Here is a 20,179-nt window from a genome sequence, read left to right as displayed (position 1 = left end):
TCAGTAGCGCGGAGCGTTCCTGGACCGCTGCACCCGTGTGGTGCGGCGGTCCTTCGCGTTCCAGCAGGCTTTGTGCCAGTGCCTGCGGTCGTCGATACCGCCGAACTCGGGCCAGGCGACGAGGTGCGGGACCCCGGACGGGATCTCCTGGTCGCAGCCGGGGCAGCGGTAGCGCTTGCCCGCCGCGCTGGCTCCGCTGACGGGGCGCACCGACCACTCCTCGCCCTGCCAGCTCTCCGCGGCCCCTCCTCCGCCGTATCGCTCCGTCTGATCTCGTGCGTTGCCGGTGGGGCTCTCGCCGCCTCGGGGGCGGTTGCGGCGCGGGGACACGGGACACCTCACGGGGCGGCGGTACGGGCAGATCGTTCCGTCCAGCCTAGAGGCATCGGCTGCGGGCCGGTGGCGCGTGATGCCTGTGAGCAGCGACGGAGCGGGTGGGTTACCGGAAAATCGCAACAACTTCGCCCTGGACCGTGCCTTTGGCACGTGTCAGACGTTGTTGCCGGTAGAGGGGGACAGCCGCGTCGGCCGTAAGGAGGCAGAAGGCGATGCGCGTAGGAACGTTCGTACTGGCAGCCCAATTCCCGGGCCAGGGGCAGGGCGAGGCCCTGCACCGCGCCGTCAGATCCGCGGAGGTGGCGGAGGAGTCGGGGCTCGATTCCGTCTGGCTGGCGGAACATCATTTCGTGCCGTACGGGGTGTGCCCGTCCGCCACCACACTTGCCGCCCTGCTGCTCGGCCGCACCCGCAGGATCCGCGTGGGCACCGCCGTGAGCGTGCTGCCCAACCAGCACCCGGTCATGCTCGGCGAGCAGGCCGCGCTGCTGCACCTGACGAGCGGCGGGCGCTTCTCCCTCGGGGTCGGGCGTGGTGGCCCGTGGGTCGACCTGGAGGTGTTCCAGGGAGGCCTCGACGCGTACGAGAAGGGCTTCCCCGAGGCGCTGGAGCTGCTGCTCGACTGGCTGCACGAACCGCGGGTGGCGGGCCGTGGGGAGCGCTTCGGCTTCCGCGAGGTGGCCGTCGTGCCCCGGGCCGACGAACTCCTCGGTGACGGTCCGCCGAGGCCCGAGGTGATCGTCGCGTGCACCTCGCCGAAAAGCGTGGAACTCGCCGCTGAAAAGGGTTTGCCGATGCTCCTCGGGATGCATTGCGGCGACGAGGAGAAGGCGGACATGGTCGCCCTGTGGCGATCGGCCGCCCGTGGGGCCGGTCAGCCGACGGAGGTCGTGGAGCGAGTAGCACATGTGTCCGCAGGGGTGGCCCAGATCGCCGACAGCCCCGCGGAAGCCCTGGAGACGCTCGTGAAGGCCATGCCGGGCTGGCTGCGGCAGGGGCTCGACGCCCACGTGACGGTCGACGGCCGCCACAGGGTGATGCGCGACCCCGTCGCGTACACGGAGTTCCTCTGCGGCCTGCATCCGGTGGGCCCTCCCCGTCTCGCCGCGGACCGCCTGGCGGCCACGGCGGAGCGCACGGGCATCACCCGCTTCGCCCTCCTGGCCGAGGGGTCGGGTGATCTCGCGGCGACGGAGACGAATGTGCAACGGCTGGGCACGGAAGTGCTGCCGTTGCTGGAGTGACCCGTTCACGCCGGTAGTCCTGGTGGTGCGGTGGTACGGGAGCTGCCGCCCCGGAGCCAGTTGCACCTCCCGCGGCCCGAAGCGGCAGCAGAAGCGTTCAGCAGTCCCGAAGTTCGGGCGACTGGTTGAGCAACTGGCCTCTCACCGAGGTGAATCGGGCCAGCCGCTCGTCGACCGACGTGTCCAGCGGGAACACCGCGACGCGGTGGCAGTTCTGGAATGCCAGGCGCACTCCGAAGTGGCGCTGCAGCGCGCCGCGTATCGCATCACTCGCGAGCGCACGCAGCAGCTGACCACGTGCCTGCTCGTCCGGCGGGGGCGTCTGGTTGTCGGCGAACTCTCCGCCGTCCACCTTCAGCTGAGCCACCAGGGAGCTGATCATCTCCCATGCGTAGGGCAGGGAGGTCCGGACGCAGTCGACGAAGTCGGCTTCGTCGACCTCGCCTCGCTCGGCCTGTTCCAACAGCGCCGGTGAGACGTCGAGCGACATGGGTTCTCCTCTCGCGGCCCCGACGGGTGGCCGGGGCCTTACGGGCAGGGCGGGGCGGCGACGCTGCGTACACAGACGGCGACCTCCTGCTTACACGGTAAGGGCGCAGTCCGGGCCGCACCAGGAGATTGGGAACACAACCGGCCAATAACGAACGGTCGCAAAGAGGGGCAAGCCCGTTGCGCACCGTCAAGGGGCACCGGGGACCGGGGTCCGGGAATCGCGTGGACCCCGGGTCGTCGAGTAGCGTTGCCGACCATGCGTCTCGTCATCGCCCGTTGCTCCGTCGACTACGCGGGCCGGCTCACCGCCCACCTGCCCTCCGCCCCCCGTCTGATCCTGGTGAAGGCGGACGGCAGCGTCTCGATCCACGCCGACGACCGGGCGTACAAACCTCTCAACTGGATGTCCCCGCCGTGCACCCTGAAGGAGGGCGCCGACGACAGTGCGGGCGTCTGGACCGTGGTGAACAAGGCGGGCGAGAAACTGATCATCACGATGGAGGAGATCCTCCACGACTCGTCCCATGAGCTGGGTGTCGATCCGGGGCTCATCAAGGACGGCGTGGAGGCGCACCTCCAGGAGCTGCTCGCCGACCGCATCGAGACGATCGGTGAGGGCTACACGCTGATCCGCCGCGAGTACCCGACCGCGATCGGCCCGGTCGACATCCTGTGCCGGGACGCGGACGGCGCGACGGTGGCCGTGGAGCTGAAGCGGCGTGGTGACATCGACGGCGTGGAGCAGCTGACCCGCTATCTGGAGCTGCTCAACCGGGATCCCCACCTGGCTCCGGTTCGCGGGGTGTTCGCGGCTCAGGAGATCAAGCCGCAGGCCCGGGTCCTGGCGACGGACCGTGGGATCGGGTGCCTGGTCCTCGACTACGACGCGATGCGCGGCATCGAGGACGACAAGCTGCGGCTGTTCTGACCGGGCCGCTGTTCTCCATGTGACGCCCTACGGGCCCGGTTTCCGGGCCCGTAGGGCGTTCTGCGCTCTCAGGCCGTCGTCGGCGGAGCGGGTGCGTCCTCCGTCGCCGACGCGCTGACGGTCTCGGCCGGGCCGCTCGCGGAGTTGGAGGTCTCCGGCTCCGTGACGGTTTCCGTCGGGGTCGGCTCGGTGGTGGGCGGGTCGGTCGGAGTCTCCGTCGGGGTTTCGGTCGGGGTCTCGGACTCGGACTCGGTGGGCGTCGGCGTCGTCGGCTTCCTCGTCGGCGACGGGCTTTCCGGGGTCGTCGGGTCCTCACTGCTGGGACTGCTGCTCGACGGGGTTCCCGGGCCGGACTCGCCCGGGGACGGGGTGCCGCTCGTGGAAGGGGTGGTGGTGCGGGACGGGCCGGGGGACGAGGAGTCGCCGCCGGCCGTGCCCTCGCCGGTGGCCGGGTCGTCGGTCGGCTCGTCCGCGGAGAGGCCGTTCTCGCTGTCGTCCTCGTCCGCCGACTGTTCGGTGGTGACGTTCTGCCCTTCGGGGTCCTCGCTCCCCGAGGTGGCGCCCAGCGTCACCACAGTGCCGAGCACGGCCGCGAGCAGTGCGCCCGCGCCGACCGCGACGAGGTTGCGCCGCGCTCCCCGGAGCACCCCCATGGGCCCGGTGTGAGCAGCGGCGGGGGGTGGGCTGCGTCGGGCGATCACGGTCGCGGACGTCTCGGTCTGCCGGGGGAAGAGGGGTGTGGCGGCCGGGATGCCGCCGGGGGGTGAGGCCGACTCGTCGTGACGCGGGGCCGGCACCTCCTCGCCCCCGGGGGTGCCGTGCAGCGGTTCGCCCGAGCGGTCCGCGACGAGTGCGAGCGCCCGGCGCCCGGCCACTGCGCCTGCCTTGTCGGCGAGCGCCCCGCGCATGCCGATGGACGTCTCCAATTCGGCCCTGGCCCGGTCCAGATGACCGGTGCACAGCGCCAGGACTCCCAACTCGTGGTGGAAGTAGGCCTCTTCGGCCACCTCGCCGGCGAGCCGTGCGGCCTCCTGGCCGGCTCTGAGGGCCTTCTCCCAGGCGCCCCACTGCATCCCCGCCGCGAAGGCGGGAGCGGCGCTGCGGGCCAGCAGGACGGCCGCGCTCGCCTGTCCTGCCGCCTCACCGGGGACGAGGCGGGCCATCGAGGCGAGGAGTGCGTCCGCCTCGGCGACCGCGCGTTCGGGGGTGACGGAGGGGTGCCCTGCCCACCAGGCGTAGTGCTGGGCGGCGCTGCGCGCGTGCCCGTCCGCGCTCTCGCCGTACCCGCTCGTCTCCAGCTGGGCCAGGACTCCGGCGGCCAGCCGGTAGCGGGGGCCCGCCGGGGAGAGCAGACCGATGAGAGCCAGCTCGCCCAGGGCGGCATCGGCGTGGGTGTCCCCCACGAGGGCCGGCAGGTGGGCCTGGTGCGGCACCTCACCGCCGAGCGCGACCGCGAAGCGCAGTGTCTCGCGGGCGGCCTCGGTCAGCCTGGAGGCGAGCAGGGCGGCGGGTGCCGCGCCCTCACCGAGGCTGGGCAGCGGGAGCCCGGCCGGCTCGGCCCGGCCGAAGGGCGCGTCCGACGGGTCGTCGTCGTAGCCGTCGAACGCGTCCTGGCCGGTCCGCAGGTCGTCGCGCTGGCGCAGCAGGGCACCGGCCTGGACGAAGCGCAGGGGCAGCCCTTCGGACTCGAACCAGAGGTCTCCCGCCCAGTTCGCCTCCTCGTCGGTGAGGGCGCGCTCCACGACGTGTTCCATGAGCTCGATCGAAGCGCTGCGGCCCAGACCTGCGAGGACGACCTCGTCGAGGTTCGCGTCGGCCGCGGACGCGGACACGTCGGGGGTCGTACCGAAGAGGAACGCGCACTCCGGGGTGGCGTCGAGCAGCTCCTGGAGCGCCGCGCCCGAGAGCTCCAGGTCGTCGACGACGACGACGGCTCCGACGCCGTGGACGAGCGCGAGGAGCCCTTCACGGTCGGGCCGGTGCAGGGGGGCGCGGAAGACGGCTTCGAACAGTCCGTACAGCAGCTCGTTGGCGGTGCGCTTGTATCCGGAGAGCCGTACGACCCCGTCCGGCGCCAGGTCCGCGCAGTCCGCGGCGATGGCGTCCAGGAGGGCCGTGCGGCCGGACCCGGCCGGCCCGGTGAGGTACACCGAACGTCCCCGGGCGAGCAGCCGTACCGCCCGCTCACGCTCCTCCTGGCGCTCCAGGAGGGGCATCTGCGGAGCGGGCGGCCCCGGGGGTACGGGCGGCGCTGCGGCTCGCTCACGCTCCACACGCTGGGCGGCGGTGTGCCGCACGGGCGCGTCGGGCTGCTCCCCCGGCCTGCACGGCTCGATCTCGCTGCCGTCGACGGGATTGACGGTGAGCAGGAAGTCGCCCGATATCAGCCGCACCGTGCGGGACTGCTGCGGTGTCTGGTGCCCGAAGTCGGGCGCCAGCGGGTCGCGGGACTGCCGTCGTCGCCCGCCTTCGTCACCGGAAAGGTCGTTGTCGTACTCTTCCGGTCCCCGATTGGTCGGGTCCATCGTCAAAGTCCCCCAGACGCGCAGTGCGCGGTTGCGCCCTCCGGCTCGCACGCCCGCAGTCGTTCCCGGTCCGGTGTCCGCCAGTGGGTCCTCGTCGATCGGCAGACGGCCGAACCCTGAACCTTCGCACAGTATCCACGAACCGGTGGGGGGCCGCGCCGCCCGTCACATCACGTTCTCGTGAGGATTGTGCGTGCATCGCCGCGCCCTCAGACGCGTGGCAGGGAGTCCGCGGCGAGCCCGCCCTCGATGGCCAGGATCCGGTGCAGCCTCGTCGCGACCAGCAGGCGCTGCATCTGCGGCGGCACGCCGCGCAGCACCAGCCGCCGGCCGGCCCGGCCGGCTCTGCGGTGCGCGCCCATGATGACGCCGAGTCCGGTGGCGTCCCACGAGTCCAGCTCGGTCAGGTTCAGCACGAGGTCGCCGGCTCCGTCGTCGACGGCCGAGTGCAGAACCGTACGGGCGTCCGCCGCGCTTCGGACGTCGAGGCGGCCCCCGACGGCCAGCTCGGCGTGGTCGCCCCTGATGTGCATATGCGCTCCCCGGAAGTACTCCGCGTGGTCGGTCGGTCTGGATCTCTTCCTGCCTCTGCCACAACTGACTGCCGCAGCGACAGGGAAGTTGCCGTCTGTAAGCGAACCGATACCGAATTCACCCCGAGGAGTGAAGCCGGTCCGGCGGTACCCACTGGATCCGCGCACCGGACGGCACCGGATCCCGGGCCCCAGGGCTGATTGACGGCACATCAGACGGCCCGGGGCCCCGGGCGTGATCAGTAGGTGTAGAAGCCCTGCCCGCTCTTGCGCCCGATGTCACCTGCGTCGACCATCCGGCGCATCAGCTCGGGGGCGGCGAACTTCTCGTCCTGGGACTCGGTGTAGATGTTGCCCGTGGCGTGCAGAAGGATGTCCACGCCGGTCATGTCGGCGGTGGCCAGCGGGCCCATGGCGTGACCGAATCCGAGCTTGCAGGCGGTGTCGATGTCCTCGGCCGACGCGACGCCCGACTCGTACAGCTTGGCCGCCTCGACGACCAGCGCCGAGATCAGCCGGGTGGTGACGAAGCCCGCGACGTCGCGGTTGACGACGATGCAGGTCTTGCCCACGGACTCGGCGAACTCCCTTGCCGTCGCGAGGGTTTCGTCGCTGGTCTTGTAGCCGCGTACCAGCTCGCAGAGCTGCATCATCGGGACCGGCGAGAAGAAGTGCACCCCGACGACCCGCTCGGGGCGCTCCGTCACGGCCGCGATCTTGGTGATCGGGATGGCGGAGGTGTTGGAGGCGAGGACGGCGTCCTCCCGCACGACCTTGTCGAGCGTACGGAAGATCTCGTGCTTGACCTCGAGCTTCTCGAAGACGGCCTCGACGACGACGTCGGCGTCGGCCACCGCGTCGAGGTCGGTGGTCGTGGTGATCCGGGCGAGCGCGGCCTCGGCGTCGGACGCCTCCAGCTTGCCCTTGGCGACGAACTTGCCGTAACTGGCCTCGATGCCACCGCGTCCACGGGCCAGGGCCTCGTCGGTGACGTCACGCAGCACGACGTCCCAGCCCGCCTGGGCGGAGACCTGCGCGATACCGGACCCCATGAGTCCGGCGCCGATGACGGCGAGCTTCCTGGCCACGTTTCGCACCCCAATGCTTCTAGTTGTTCGCATGCTCTCCGGCGGAGATTAGTACCCGTGAGGGGCCATGAGGCCGCGAAGAGATGCGCGTCACGTCTCACATGACGGACATCACACCGCCCGGGGTCACGTGGCGGCGCGTCGGGCGTAGTTGAGGACCTTCCCGCCGAGGAGGTCCTCCGTGTCGCCGAGCAGGACGAGCGCGTCGCGCGGGACCTCGCCCGGCCACCGTCCCGCCGCCGACGTGCTGCCATGGGTGTGCCGTGCGCGTCCGGATCGAGCCCGGCGTTATCCGGGCGGGAGGCCCTTAGGCTGGCCCCATGGTCAATCTGACGCGCATCTACACCCGTACCGGCGACAAGGGCACCACGGCCCTCGGCGACATGAGCCGGACCTCCAAGACCGATCTGCGGATCTCGGCCTACGCCGACGCCAACGAGGCCAACGCGGTCATCGGTACGGCCATCGCCCTCGGGAACCTCTCCGAGGACGTCGTGAAGGTCCTCGTCCGTGTGCAGAACGACCTCTTCGACGTGGGCGCGGACCTGTCCACCCCGGTGGCGGAGGACCCGAAGTACCCGCCGCTGAGGGTGGAGCAGTCCTACGTCGACAAGCTGGAGGCGGACTGCGACTCGTTCCTGGAGGAGCTGGAGAAGCTCCGCAGTTTCATCCTGCCGGGCGGCACCCCGGGGGCGGCGCTGCTGCACCAGGCCTGCACGGTCGTCCGCCGCGCGGAGCGGTCCACCTGGGCGGCCCTCGAGGTGCACGGCGACGTGATGAACGCGCTGACCGCGACCTATCTGAACCGTCTCTCCGACCTCCTGTTCATCCTCGCCAGGACGGCGAACAAGGAGGTCGGCGACGTGCTGTGGGTGCCGGGCGGCGAGCGCTGATCAGCGGCCCGCCCCGACCCGGTCCTTGGGCTCCTGCTTGGGGAACACCGTGTAGCAGCCGGCGACGACCAGGTTGATCCCGATCACCCAGAGCATCTTCTGCTGCCACACCTGCAGCGAGCCCGTGTCACCGTCCCCGCCGACGTACCAGACGGCGGCCTGGAGCAGGGCGATGGCGGTCACCGCGGCGACGGTCCAGCGGCCGGCGACGCGCCATTCGTGGGCGGCCCTGGCCATCCCGTACTTCGGGGGCTTCACCGGGGCAGGGCCGCCGGCGAAGCGGTGGGCGGCCTTGGCGTCCATCCACTTGATGACGGAGTGTCCGAGTCCCACGGTGAATCCGATGTAGACGGCCGCCAGGCCGTGTTTCCAGTCCGGCTCGGCACCGTTCTTCAGGTCGACGGCCGTCACCACCAGCAGGACGACCTCGAGCAGGGGCTCGCAGAGCAGGACGGCGGCGCCCAGCCTGGGCTTCTTCGCGATGTACCGGAGTCCGAGTCCGGCCGCCAGCAGGACCCAGAAGCCGACCTCGCAGAGCACGATCAGTGTGACGATCACGGCACTTCTCCTTCCGGTCCCTTCCAGGCTCCCGTCCGTGGGGCGCCGGATCGTCGTCGGCAGTGACGAAACGTGACTGCATCCTTCGATGTAGCCGCGCCTCACCCCGCGTACGGACGTGCCGCGCGCCCGCGCCGTGTTGGATGGGAGTGTGTCCTCCCTTGCGCGCCCGCACCGCGACGACGTACTCCTCGCGGTCATCGGGCTGTCCGGCGGTGTCTTCCTGTGGCTGGTCGGGATCCACATCCAGAACGGCCGGCTGTTCGACGCCCCCTGGGTGTCCCTGCTGCCTCTCGCGGCCGTGTCGGCCCTGGAACTGCTCCGGCGCAGCGCACCCCTGACCGCGCTGGCGATCGGCACGCTCGCGCTGGTGGCGGACCAGTTCACCGTGGGCAGCCTGGCGACCTTGCTCATGTTCACCGACCTCGTGTACGCGGCGGTGCTGTACGGCTCCCCCGCGGCCTCCCGCCGCATCCCGGTGATCACACTGCTCGTCACGGTCGCCACGACGGTCGGCTTCATCGCCTGGGCCCCTTCCGCGGACGCCGTGCTCATCGGGATCGTCGTCGGCATGGTCGCCTTCGGCCCCGCCGTCACCGGTGCCAGTGTGCGCAACCACCGGGACGCCGCGGAGGCGGCACGGCTGCGCGCCGACCAGACCGCGCTGCTGGCCGAGATCGACCGGGCCCAGGCGGTGACCGCCGAGCGTTCCCGGATGGCCCGCGAGCTGCACGACATGGTCGCCAACCACCTCTCCGCCATCGCCATCCACTCCACCGCCGCGCTCTCCATCGATGATCCGGGCACCTCCCGCGACGCCCTCGGAGTGATCCGGCAGAACAGTGTCGACGGGCTGGCCGAGATGCGGCGGCTGATCGGGCTGCTGCGGGAGAGCGGCGCGGACGGGCCGCCGAGCGCGGCCCCGACGCTCGCCTCCCTGGACGCCCTCGTGGAGCAGGCGGGCGCGAACTCCGCGTCGAGCGGGCTCGTCGTCACCCTGGAGGACGGCCGCGAGGAGTCCGGGCCGCTCCCCGCGCCGGTGGAGCTCGCGGCGTACCGCATCGTCCAGGAGTCGCTGACGAACGCGCTGAAGCATGCTGCGCCCGGCCCGGTGATCGTCCGGCTGGACCGGTCGCGCACCCTGCTCACGGTGGAGGTGAGCAGCCTGTTCGGCGACCGCCCCGGACCGCGCGCGCCCGGTTCGGGGGCCGGTCTGGTGGGGATGCGGGAGCGGGTGGCGCTGCTGGGCGGGACGATGGAGGCGGGGCCTGAGCCCCTGGGCGACGGCGTGAAGACCTGGCGGGTGCGGGCCGAACTGCCCGTCGAGGAGAGGACGTACGGGGCATGACCATCCGGGTGCTGGTCGCGGAGGACCAGTCGGCCGTGCGGGCGGGGCTGGTCCTGATCCTGCGCAGTGCGCCGGACATCGAGGTCGTGGGCGAGGCGGCCGACGGCGAGGCCGCGGTCCGCCTGGCGCGTGAGCTCCGTCCGGATCTGGTGCTGATGGACGTACAGATGCCCCGGCTCGACGGGGTGTCGGCGACGCGGCAGGTCGTGGGTGAGCGGCTGGCGGACGTGCTGGTGCTGACGACCTTCGACCTGGACGAGTACGTCTTCGGCGCGCTGCGCGCGGGTGCGTCGGGCTTCCTGCTGAAGAACACCGACGCCACGGACCTGCTCGAAGCCGTACGGACGGTGGCCCGCGGCGAGGGCATGATCGCCCCTGCGGTCACGCGCCGGCTGATCGAGGAGTTCGCCGGGACCTCCCCCGCGCGCAGACCGGGCGGGCCCGCTCCCGAGGCCCTCGACACCCTGACGCGCAGGGAACGCGAGGTACTGGGCTGTCTCGGGCAGGGGCTGTCGAACGCCGAGATCGCGGGGCGGCTCTCGATGGCGGAGGCAACGGTGAAGACGCACGTCAGCAGGCTGCTCGGCAAGCTGGAACTACGCAGCAGGGTCCAAGCCGCTGTGCTCGCGCAGGAGTTGGGGCTCTGATTTCCGTCACGCATCTTTGGTCTGGACCTCTTGACGATTGGTCCAGACCTTCCTAATCTCACCGGACACGCTGCGGTGAGTACGCCACGACAAAGCGGGCTCAGGGCGACGCAGGGTTTGCAGGTTACGGATCATCCCCCGTTTGCCGGACCTCACCCGAGGAGCACCGTTGAGCACTGACAACCCTGTACGCCTCACCCGACTCAGATGGAGACGCGGAGCGGGTGCAGCCACCAGGTCCAGGACCGTCGCGGGCCTCACCGCACTGCTGCTTCCCCTCGCCGCGATGGTCGGCCTGGCCTCCCCCGCCGAGGCCGCCACCTCCGCGACAGCCACCTACGTCAAGAAGTCCGACTGGGGCACCGGCTTCGAGGGCCAGTGGACGGTCAAGAACACCGGAACGACCGCCCTCTCCTCCTGGACGATCGAGTGGGACTTCCCCTCCGGCACCGCGGTCGGCTCCGCCTGGGACGCCACCGTCACCAGCTCCGGAACCCACTGGACCGCGAAGAACCTCGGCTGGAACGGCTCGGTCGCCCCGGGCGCCAGCATCAGCTTCGGCTTCAACGGCACCGGCTCCGGCTCCCCCACCGGCTGCAAGCTGAACGGCGGCTCCTGTGACGGCGGACCCACGGTCCCCGGCGACACCGCCCCGTCCAAGCCCGGCACCCCCACCGCGAGCAACGTGACGGACACCTCGGCGAAGCTCAGCTGGACCGCCGCCACGGACGACAAGGGCATCAAGAACTACGACGTCCTGCGCGACGGCGCCAAGGTCGCGACGGTCACCACGACGACGTACACCGACAGCGGCCTGACCAAGGGCACCGACTACTCGTACACCGTGCAGGCCCGGGACACCGCCGACCAGACCGGCCCGGTCAGCACCTCGGTCGCCGTCCGCACCACAGGCACCACCGACCCGGGCAACCCCGGCACCGGTGACAAGATCAACCTGGGCTACTTCACCGAGTGGGGCGTCTACGGACGCAACTACCACGTCAAGAACCTCGTGACCTCCGGCTCCGCCTCGAAGATCACGCACATCAACTACGCGTTCGGCAACGTCCAGAACGGCAAGTGCACCATCGGCGACTCCTACGCCGACTACGACAAGGCGTACACCGCGGACCAGTCGGTCGACGGCGTCGCCGACACGTGGGACCAGCCGCTGCGCGGCAACTTCAACCAGCTGCGCAAGCTGAAGGCCAAGTACCCGCACATCAAGGTCCTCTGGTCGTTCGGCGGCTGGACCTGGTCCGGCGGCTTCCCGCAGGCGGCCCAGAACCCGGCGGCCTTCGCCCAGTCCTGCTACGACCTGGTCGAGGACCCCCGCTGGGCGGATGTCTTCGACGGCATCGACATCGACTGGGAGTACCCCAACGCCTGCGGTCTCACCTGTGACACCAGCGGCCCCGCAGCACTGAAGAACGTCGCCTCCGCCCTGCGGACGAAGTTCGGCACCGGCAACCTGGTCACCGCCGCGATCACCGCGGACGGATCGGCGGGCGGCAAGATCGACGCGGCCGACTACGCAGGCGCCGCCCAGTCCATGGACTGGTACAACGTGATGACGTACGACTTCTTCGGCGCCTTCGCACCCAAGGGCCCGACGGCCCCGCACTCCCCGCTGACCTCGTACTCCGGCATCCCGCAGGAGGGCTTCAACTCCGCCGCCGCCATCGCCAAGCTGAAGGCCCAGGGCGTCCCGGCCTCCAAGCTGCTCCTCGGCATCGGCTTCTACGGCCGCGGCTGGACCGGTGTCACCCAGTCCGCCCCCGGTGGCACAGCGACCGGCGCGGCCCCGGGCACCTACGAGGCGGGCAACGAGGACTACAAGGTCCTCAAGAACACCTGCCCCGCCACCGGCACCATCGCCGGCACGGCGTACGCGCACTGCGGCACCAACTGGTGGAGCTACGACACCCCGGCGACGATCACGTCCAAGATGGCCTGGGCGAACAGCCAGGGACTGGGCGGCGCCTTCTTCTGGGAGTTCAGCGGTGACACCGCGAACGGTGAGCTCGTGACCGCGATGGACAACGGTCTCAACTAGCACCTGCCGGTCAGCACCACCCCGGAAAAGCGCCGGGGAGACAGGTCCGCCCCCTGTCTCCCCGGTTTTCGCGTGCCCGCTCCCGTCCGGCCCGCCGTGTCGACCGGGGTTGTAAACCTACCTATCGATAGGTAGGTTTACAGGACATGGGCCCGGCGCCCCGCCAAGGGCGCCGTCCCGGCCCGCCCCGCCCAGATCCACCGCACCCGCACAGGAGTCCGAGCACCATGCCCCGTCAGCAGGACACCCGCATCCGCGCCCGTGAGGAGTTCGCCCGGCGCCTCGCCGAACACGGCTACCTCGGCGTCTCCCTCGACGACATCGCCAAGGCCGTGGACGTGAAGAAGGCCAGCCTGTACCACCACTTCCCCGGCGGAAAGCCCGAGCTGTTCATGGAGGTCGCCGACCACTACATCGAGGAGGCCTCGGCTCTCCTCACCGGGGCGCTCGCGACCCCGGGCACCGTGCGCGACAAGCTTCTCGCCCTCGCCGCCTCGTACGCCCAGGGCACCTACAACTCCGCGCTCAGCAACCAGATCTACTACGCGACACGGCACCTCGACGACGACCGGCGCTCCCAGGTCTCCCACACCTACGTGCGCGGACTCATCCAGCCGGTCACCGACCTCATGGCACAGGCCGTCGGCACGGGCGAGCTGCGACGGGCCGATCCGGGATTCCTCGCCACCGCCTTCATGGAACTCGCCGCCACGGTCCAGGCCGCGCCCGAGGAGACCGCCGCCCCTCAGGACGACGACGCGCGGCCGCCGGTCGAACGCCTCGCCCAGGACGTCGTGGACCTCTTCCTGCACGGTGCCGCCGCCGACCGGACCTGACCAGAACCGCGGGAACGCGTTCGGCCCCCTTGCCGGCTCCGTGACGGAGCCGGCAAGGGGGCCGAACGGCTGTAGGCGTGAGCCCGGTTCAAGCCATATCGACTCTCCCCCAGACTCCGTCCGGGGCCCCCACCCGGCGAGGGCCCTCTACTCAAGCCACATTGACTCTCTGGCCGGGCGGTGCTGCCTCCAGCCAGGCGAGGAAGCCGGTCAGGGCGTCCTCGCTCATCGCCAGCTCCAGGCGCGTCCCACGGTGGAGACAGCCGAGCACGACGGAATCGGAGAGGAGCGCCAGCTCCTCCTCGCCCTCGGGCAGCCGGCGCGCGACCACCTCGATCGCGGAACGCTCAAGGCCACGGCGGGGGCGGGGCGAATAGGAGAAGACCCGGAACCAGTCGACGCGGTCACCGCTGTAGCGTGCGACCCCGTACACCCAGCCCTTGCCGGACGGATCGGGCTCCTCGGACACGTCCCAGCGCAGGCTGCAGTCGAAGGTTCCGCCCGAGCGCTGGATCAGCCGCCGGCGGAGGCCGAAGACGAACAGACCCACCGCCACCAGTACGACTACCAGGCCGCCCACCCACAACGCGAGGACCATCTCCACCGACCTCCTCGCATCGTCGAGTAACGGATACCGCTCCGAGCCGAACCGGACTGCACCTGCATCGCCTCAGCCGCGACACGGTCTGGATCTCTCCAGCTCGGGCCGCGGCTGAGTCAAAAACTCCTCGTGGGGGCGCTCAGTGCGCCGCCACCGCACGCAGTCGCACGTCCGCGCGGCGCTCGGCGCCCGCATCCGTGTCCGACTTCGCACGCTCCAGCGCGCGCTCGGCGCGCTGGACGTCGATCTCGTCAGCAAGCTCGGCGATCTCCGCCAGCAGCGAGAGCTTGTTGTCCGCGAACGAGATGAAACCGCCGTGCACAGCGGCGACAACGGTCCCGCCGTCGCTCGTACGGATCGTCACGGGGCCCGATTCCAGCACACCCAGAAGCGGCTGGTGACCGGGCATGACGCCGATGTCGCCGGACGTGGTACGCGCGACAACGAGGGTGGCCTCGCCGGACCAGACACTGCGGTCCGCGGCGACCAGCTCGACATGCAGCTCAGCAGCCAAGGGTGGCTCCTCGGGTCACCACCCGGCGGTCATGCCGGGTGTTGGGTCAATTCTACGGGGCGTGATGAGGGGGGCGGGACACACCCACCCCCCTCGGTGAGCCGGAGGCTCAGGAGACGCCGAGCTCCTTGGCGTTGGCCTTGAGGTCCTCGATGCCACCGCACATGAAGAACGCCTGCTCGGGGAAGTGGTCGTACTCCCCGTCACAGATCGCGTTGAACGCGGCGATCGACTCGTCGAGCGGAACGTCCGAACCGTCCAGGCCGGTGAACTGCTTGGCGGCGTGGGTGTTCTGCGACAGGAAGCGCTCGACGCGACGGGCACGGTGGACGACGAGCTTGTCCTCCTCGCCCAGCTCGTCGATACCGAGGATCGCGATGATGTCCTGGAGGTCCTTGTACTTCTGCAGGATCCCCTTGACACGGCTGGCCGTGTCGTAGTGGTCCTGCGCGATGTAGCGCGGGTCCAGGATGCGGGACGTGGAGTCCAGCGGGTCCACGGCCGGGTAGATGCCCTTCTCGGAGATCGGACGGGAGAGAACCGTCGTCGCGTCGAGGTGGGCGAACGTGGTGGCCGGGGCCGGGTCGGTCAGGTCGTCCGCGGGGACGTAGATCGCCTGCATCGAGGTGATCGAGTGACCACGCGTCGAGGTGATGCGCTCCTGGAGCACACCCATCTCGTCGGCCAGGGTCGGCTGGTAACCCACTGCGGACGGCATGCGGCCGAGCAGCGTGGAGACCTCGGAACCGGCCTGCGTGAAGCGGAAGATGTTGTCGATGAAGAGCAGCACGTCCTGCTTCTGCACATCGCGGAAGTACTCCGCCATGGTCAGGGCGGACAGCGCGACCCGCAGACGGGTGCCCGGCGGCTCGTCCATCTGGCCGAAGACCAGCGCGGTCTTCTCCAGGACGCCCGAGTCGGTCATCTCGTCGATGAGGTCGTTGCCCTCACGGGTGCGCTCACCGACACCGGCGAACACCGACACACCGTCGTGCAGCTTCGCCACACGCATGATCATTTCCTGGATGAGGACCGTCTTGCCGACGCCCGCACCACCGAACAGACCGATCTTGCCGCCCTTGACGTACGGGGTCAGCAGGTCGACGACCTTCAGGCCGGTCTCGAACATCTCGGTCTTGGACTCGAGCTGGTCGAAGGCCGGGGCCTTGCGGTGGATCGGCCAGCGCTCGGTGATCTGCGCCTCGGCCTCCGGCTCGTTCAGGATCTGACCGAGGGTGTTGAACACCTTGCCCTTGGTGATGTCACCGACCGGGACGGTGATGCCCGTACCCGTGTCGGTCACCGGGGCCTGGCGGACCACACCGTCGGTGGGCTGCATCGAGATCGCGCGGACCATGCCGTCACCCAGGTGCTGGGCGACTTCCAGGGTCAGCGTCTTACGAGCGCCGGCCTCGGCCGGGTCGTCGACCTCGATGTGCAGGGCGTTGTAGATCTCCGGCATCGCGTCGACGGGGAACTCCACGTCGACGACCGGGCCGATGACCCGGGCGACGCGGCCCGTGGCAGCGGCCGTCTCAACTGTCGTCGTCATTACTTGTCACTCCCCGCGGACGCGTCGGCCAGCGCACCTGCACCGCCGACGATCTCGCTGATTTCCTGGGTGATTTCGGCCTGGCGGGCCGCGTTGGCAAGCCGGGAAAGGCTCTTGATCAGATCCCCGGCGTTGTCGGTCGCCGACTTCATCGCACGGCGGCGGGCGGCGTGCTCGGAAGCGGCGGCCTGCAGCAGTGCGTTGTAGATACGGCTCTCGACGTAGCGCGGCAGCAGGGCGTCGAGGACGTCCTCCGCCGACGGCTCGAAGTCGAACAGCGGAAGGATCTCGCCCTTCCCCGTGCTCTCCTCCGCGACCTGGTCGAGCGACAGCGGCAGCATCCGCCCGTCGACCGCGTTCTGCGTCATCATCGACACGAATTCCGTGAAGACGATGTGCAGCTCGTCGACGCCGCCCTCGGCCGTGTCCTTGGTGATGGACTCGATGAGGGGCTCGGCGATCTTCTTGGCATCCGAGTACTCGGGGCTGTCGGTGAAGCCGGTCCACGACTCCGAGACCTTGCGCTCACGGAAGCCGTAGTACGCGACGCCCTTGCGGCCGACGATGTACGTGTCGACCTCCTTGCCCTCGGCCGCCAGCCGCTCCCGGAGCCGCTCCGCCGCCTTGATGGCGTTGGAGGAGTAGCCGCCGGCCAGACCGCGGTCGCTCGTGAGGAGCAGGACCGCGGCCCGGGCCGGAGCCTCGGCCTCGGTGGTGAGCGGATGGTTGGTGTTCGAGCCGGTCGCGACCGCGGTCACCGCACGGGTGAGCTCGGTCGCGTACGGCATCGACGCCGCCACCTTGCGCTGCGCCTTGACGATGCGCGAGGCGGCGATCATCTCCATCGCCTTGGTGATCTTCTTGGTCGCGGTGACGGCTTGGATGCGGCGCTTGTAAACGCGAAGCTGAGCGCCCATCGATCAGCCCTCGCCCAGGAGCTTGCCGTCCGAGGTCTCGAACTGCTGCTTGAAGGCGGCGATCGCGTCGGCGATCGACTGCAGCGTGTCGTCGGACATCTTGCCGCCCTCGGCGATGCTGGTCAGGAGGTCCTTGCGCTCGCGGCGCAGGAACTCGAGCAGCTCGCTCTCGAAGCGGCGGATGTCCTCGACCGGGACGTCGTCCATCTTGCCCGTGGTGCCGGCCCAGACGGAGACGACCTGCTCCTCCATCGGGAACGGGGCGTACTGCGGCTGCTTCAGCAGCTCGACCATGCGCTTACCGCGCTCCAGCGACGCCTTGGAGGCCGCGTCCAGGTCGGAACCGAAGGCGGCGAAGGCCTCCAGCTCACGGAACTGGGCGAGGTCCACGCGCAGACGGCCGGAGACCTGCTTCATGGCCTTGTGCTGGGCGGAGCCACCGACTCGGGAGACCGAGATACCGACGTTGAGCGCCGGACGCTGACCCGCGTTGAACAGGTCGGACTCCAGGAAGCACTGGCCGTCGGTGATGGAGATGACGTTGGTCGGGATGAACGCCGACACGTCGTTCGCCTTGGTCTCGACGATCGGGAGGCCCGTCATCGAACCGGCGCCCATGTCGTCGGAGAGCTTGGCGCAGCGCTCCAGCAGACGCGAGTGCAGGTAGAAGACGTCGCCCGGGTAGGCCTCACGGCCCGGCGGACGGCGCAGCAGAAGCGACACGGCGCGGTAGGCGTCGGCCTGCTTCGAGAGGTCGTCGAAGATGATGAGGACGTGCTTGCCGTCGTACATCCAGTGCTGGCCGATGGCCGAGCCGGTGTACGGCGCCAGGTACTTGAAGCCGGCCGGGTCGGACGCCGGGGCGGCGACGATGGTCGTGTACTCGAGCGCGCCGGCCTCTTCGAGGGCACCGCGCACGGAGGCGATCGTGGAGCCCTTCTGACCGATGGCGACGTAGATGCAGCGCACCTGCTTGTTCACGTCGCCCGAGCGCCAGTTGTCGCGCTGGTTGATGATCGTGTCGACGGCCAGAGCGGTCTTACCCGTCTGACGGTCGCCGATGATCAGCTGACGCTGGCCACGGCCGATCGGCACCATGGCGTCGACGGCCTTGTAGCCGGTCTGCATCGGCTCGTGGACCGACTTGCGGACCATGACGCCGGGGGCCTGCAGCTCGAGGGCGCGACGGCCTTCGGTCGCGATCTCGCCGAGACCGTCGATCGGGTTGCCGAGCGGGTCGACGACACGGCCGAGGTAGCCCTCGCCGACGCCGACGGAGAGCACCTCACCGGTGCGCTGCACCGGCTGGCCCTCCTCGATTCCGCTGAACTCGCCGAGGACGATCGCACCGATCTCGCGCTCCTCGAGGTTGAGGGCGAGACCGAGGGTGCCGTCCTCGAACTTCAGCAGCTCGTTCGCCATGGCGGAGGGCAGGCCCTCCACCTTCGCGATGCCGTCGCCGGCAACGCTGACCGTCCCGACCTCCTCGCGCGAGGCCGCGTCCGGCTGGTACGACTGGACAAAGTTATCCAGTGCGTCCCGGATCTCCTCCGGCCGGATCGTAAGCTCCGCCATCTGGGGTTCCCTGCTCTCCTTGTTGGGCCCGAAGTTTCTCAAAGGGGTCTGGGGGCGACCCCCAGGAATCTTCTGCAATTTCTGCACGGCCCAACCGGGCCGCAATTCTTGCTCGTTCAGTTGGTGCGGTGTGGGCGCTGCGCGCTGTCAGCCGGCCATCCTGCGGGTGACCTCTTCGAGGCGCTCCGCGATCGTGCCGTTGATGACCTCGTCACCGACGCGCACCGAGATCCCACCGAGGACCTCGGGGTCCACGTCCAGGTTCAGGTGCATCTGCCGGCCGTAGATCTTCGCCAGGGCGGCGCCGAGGCGCTGCTTCTGGCGATCGGACAGCGGCACCGCCGAGGTGACGACGGCGACCATGCGGTCCCGGCGCTCCGCGGCGAGCCTGGACAGGGACTCGAGTCCCGCCTCCAGGCTACGTCCCCGGGGCTGCGTCACGAGGCGAGTGACCACGCGCTCGGTGACGGGCTGCGTCCTGCCGCCCAGCAGGCTGCGGAGCAGCTCACCCTTGGCGGCGGTCGTGGCCTTCCGGTCGGTCAGGGCCGAGCGCAGCGCGACGTCGGAGCCGACGATCCGGCTGAACCGGAACAGCTCGTCCTCGACGTCGTCGAGCGCACCGGCGCGCTGTGCCGCGGTGAGATCCGCGGTGCTCGCCAGTTCCTCGACCGAGTCCACCAGGTCACGCGACTGCGACCAGCGGGAACGGACCATGCCGGAGACCAGGTCCACGGCTTCGCCGCCCACCTGACCGCTCAGCAGTCGTCCGGCCAGCTCGGCCTTGGCCTCGCCGGCCTGCGACGGGTCGGTGAGGACCCGGCGCAGCGATACCTCGCGGTGGAGCAGCGCGGTGACGGCTGCCAGCTCCTCGGCGAGCTTCGCCGCGTCGACCGACGTGGAGTCGGTCAGTGCGTCGAGACGCTCGCGTGCGGCGGCCAGCGCCTCGCGGCTCGCTCCATTCATCGGACGGCCTCGGCCTTCGCCTCGAGCTCGTCGAGGAACCGGTCGACGGTGCCGCTCTGCCGGGCGTGGTCCTCGAGGGACTCACCGACCAGCTTGCCGGCCAGGGCGGTGGCGAGGGTGCCCACGTCCTGACGCAGCGCGGACGCCGCGGCCTTGCGGTCGGCCTCGATCTGGGCGTGGCCGGCCGCGATGATCTCCTCGCGCTGCCGCTGACCTTCCGCCCTCATCTCCTGGATGATGACGGCACCCTGCTCCTGTGCCTCCTGGCGCAGGCGGGCGGCCTCGTGGCGGGCCTCGGCGAGCTGAGCCTTGTACTGCTCAAGAACGCTCTGGGCCTCGGTCTGGGCCGCATCGGCCTTCTCGATACCGCCTTCGATGGCCTCGCGGCGCTCTTCCAGAACCTTGTTGATGTTCGGGAGGAGCTTCTTGGCGAGGAAGCCGAAGACGATGGCGAAGGCGATGAGGCCGATGACGATCTCGGGGATCGCCGGAAGCAGCGGGTTCTGGATATCCTCGGCCGCCAGCTGTAGGGCGTTCACATCAATGCCTTTCGTCGCATCGGGCAGTCGGAAT

At 70.1% G+C, this 20,179-nt stretch carries 20 protein-coding genes; 7 read left to right on the top strand and 13 right to left on the bottom strand.

Going from position 1 to position 20,179, the window contains the following annotated elements; translation table 11 throughout:
- A complete protein-coding gene (locus tag HED23_RS06730) occupies positions 1-330 on the bottom strand; it encodes an ATP/GTP-binding protein (protein WP_203182496.1) in 330 nt (109 codons plus the stop codon).
- A gap of 218 nt (positions 331-548) precedes the next feature.
- Between HED23_RS06730 and HED23_RS06725 the strand changes: the two genes are divergently transcribed.
- Positions 549-1,580: an LLM class flavin-dependent oxidoreductase gene (locus HED23_RS06725; protein ID WP_203182495.1), complete on the top strand. Its 1,032-nt coding sequence runs from the start codon at positions 549-551 to the stop codon at positions 1,578-1,580.
- Positions 1,581-1,677: 97 nt separating this feature from the next.
- On the opposite strand, the gene HED23_RS06720 is transcribed toward HED23_RS06725, so the two are convergent.
- Positions 1,678-2,070 carry an SCO5389 family protein gene (locus tag HED23_RS06720; RefSeq protein WP_203182494.1) on the bottom strand — a complete coding sequence of 131 codons (393 nt, stop codon included), beginning with the start codon at positions 2,068-2,070 and terminating at the stop codon, positions 1,678-1,680.
- Positions 2,071-2,328: 258 nt separating this feature from the next.
- On the opposite strand from HED23_RS06720, the gene nucS reads away from it, so the two are divergent.
- Complete coding sequence (gene nucS, locus HED23_RS06715) at positions 2,329-3,000, top strand: endonuclease NucS (RefSeq protein ID WP_203182493.1); 672 nt, start codon at positions 2,329-2,331, stop codon at positions 2,998-3,000.
- 68 nt (positions 3,001-3,068) lie between these two features.
- Here nucS and HED23_RS06710 read toward each other — a convergent pair whose 3' ends face one another.
- The 3 genes from HED23_RS06710 to HED23_RS06700 form a co-directional block, all read right to left on the bottom strand.
- The gene (locus tag HED23_RS06710) at positions 3,069-5,525 is read right to left on the bottom strand and encodes an ATP-binding protein (RefSeq protein WP_203182492.1); all 2,457 of its coding nucleotides are present in this window, start codon (positions 5,523-5,525) and stop codon (positions 3,069-3,071) included.
- 209 nt (positions 5,526-5,734) lie between these two features.
- Positions 5,735-6,058, bottom strand: a complete 324-nt coding sequence (locus HED23_RS06705; protein WP_031091502.1) for an STAS domain-containing protein — start codon at positions 6,056-6,058, stop codon at positions 5,735-5,737.
- A gap of 239 nt (positions 6,059-6,297) precedes the next feature.
- On the bottom strand, positions 6,298-7,146 hold the full coding sequence (locus HED23_RS06700; RefSeq protein WP_203182491.1) for a 3-hydroxyacyl-CoA dehydrogenase family protein: 849 nt from the start codon (positions 7,144-7,146) through the stop codon (positions 6,298-6,300).
- 320 nt (positions 7,147-7,466) lie between these two features.
- Between HED23_RS06700 and HED23_RS06695 the strand changes: the two genes are divergently transcribed.
- Positions 7,467-8,039, top strand: a complete 573-nt coding sequence (locus tag HED23_RS06695) for a cob(I)yrinic acid a,c-diamide adenosyltransferase (protein WP_203182490.1) — start codon at positions 7,467-7,469, stop codon at positions 8,037-8,039.
- Here HED23_RS06695 and HED23_RS06690 read toward each other — a convergent pair whose 3' ends face one another.
- On the bottom strand, positions 8,040-8,597 hold the full coding sequence (locus tag HED23_RS06690) for a hypothetical protein (RefSeq protein ID WP_203182489.1): 558 nt from the start codon (positions 8,595-8,597) through the stop codon (positions 8,040-8,042).
- Positions 8,598-8,748: 151 nt separating this feature from the next.
- On the opposite strand from HED23_RS06690, the gene HED23_RS06685 reads away from it, so the two are divergent.
- From HED23_RS06685 to HED23_RS06670, 4 genes are all read left to right on the top strand, one after another.
- Positions 8,749-9,945, top strand: a complete 1,197-nt coding sequence (locus HED23_RS06685) for a sensor histidine kinase (protein WP_203182488.1) — start codon at positions 8,749-8,751, stop codon at positions 9,943-9,945.
- Positions 9,942-10,592 (top strand): response regulator, encoded by a 651-nt coding sequence (locus HED23_RS06680; RefSeq protein ID WP_203182487.1) that lies wholly within the window; start codon positions 9,942-9,944, stop codon positions 10,590-10,592. Before HED23_RS06685 ends, HED23_RS06680 begins: the two co-directional genes overlap by 4 nt.
- A 169-nt stretch (positions 10,593-10,761) precedes the next feature.
- Positions 10,762-12,648 (top strand): glycoside hydrolase family 18 chitinase, encoded by a 1,887-nt coding sequence (locus tag HED23_RS06675; RefSeq protein ID WP_203182486.1) that lies wholly within the window; start codon positions 10,762-10,764, stop codon positions 12,646-12,648.
- Positions 12,649-12,875: 227 nt separating this feature from the next.
- On the top strand, positions 12,876-13,484 hold the full coding sequence (locus HED23_RS06670) for a TetR/AcrR family transcriptional regulator (RefSeq protein ID WP_203182485.1): 609 nt from the start codon (positions 12,876-12,878) through the stop codon (positions 13,482-13,484).
- Positions 13,485-13,635: 151 nt separating this feature from the next.
- Here the strand turns inward: HED23_RS06670 and HED23_RS06665 are convergent, their stop codons facing one another.
- The 7 genes from HED23_RS06665 to HED23_RS06635 all read right to left on the bottom strand — a co-directional run bounded on the left by HED23_RS06665 (position 13,636) and on the right by HED23_RS06635 (position 20,145).
- Positions 13,636-14,082, bottom strand: a complete 447-nt coding sequence (locus HED23_RS06665) for a DUF2550 domain-containing protein (RefSeq protein WP_014154045.1) — start codon at positions 14,080-14,082, stop codon at positions 13,636-13,638.
- A gap of 142 nt (positions 14,083-14,224) precedes the next feature.
- Positions 14,225-14,599: a F0F1 ATP synthase subunit epsilon gene (locus HED23_RS06660; RefSeq protein ID WP_014154046.1), complete on the bottom strand. Its 375-nt coding sequence runs from the start codon at positions 14,597-14,599 to the stop codon at positions 14,225-14,227.
- Positions 14,600-14,708: 109 nt separating this feature from the next.
- Entirely contained in the window at positions 14,709-16,151 is a 1,443-nt protein-coding gene (gene atpD / locus HED23_RS06655; RefSeq protein WP_203182484.1) for a F0F1 ATP synthase subunit beta, read from the bottom strand.
- Positions 16,151-17,068, bottom strand: a complete 918-nt coding sequence (locus HED23_RS06650; protein WP_203182483.1) for a F0F1 ATP synthase subunit gamma — start codon at positions 17,066-17,068, stop codon at positions 16,151-16,153. The genes atpD and HED23_RS06650 overlap by 1 nt, the downstream gene beginning before the upstream one ends.
- Positions 17,069-17,071: 3 nt before the next feature.
- On the bottom strand, positions 17,072-18,643 hold the full coding sequence (gene atpA / locus HED23_RS06645) for a F0F1 ATP synthase subunit alpha (RefSeq protein ID WP_073745255.1): 1,572 nt from the start codon (positions 18,641-18,643) through the stop codon (positions 17,072-17,074).
- 147 nt (positions 18,644-18,790) lie between these two features.
- A complete protein-coding gene (locus tag HED23_RS06640; RefSeq protein ID WP_203182482.1) occupies positions 18,791-19,606 on the bottom strand; it encodes a F0F1 ATP synthase subunit delta in 816 nt (271 codons plus the stop codon).
- Positions 19,603-20,145, bottom strand: a complete 543-nt coding sequence (locus HED23_RS06635) for a F0F1 ATP synthase subunit B (RefSeq protein WP_203182481.1) — start codon at positions 20,143-20,145, stop codon at positions 19,603-19,605. The genes HED23_RS06640 and HED23_RS06635 overlap by 4 nt, the downstream gene beginning before the upstream one ends.
- Positions 20,146-20,179: the final 34 nt, after the last annotated feature.

Origin of the sequence: Streptomyces pratensis (genome assembly GCF_016804005.1) — a bacterium.
GTDB lineage: Bacteria > Actinomycetota > Actinomycetes > Streptomycetales > Streptomycetaceae > Streptomyces > Streptomyces pratensis_A.
This window is presented reverse-complemented; position numbering and strand designations above follow the sequence as displayed.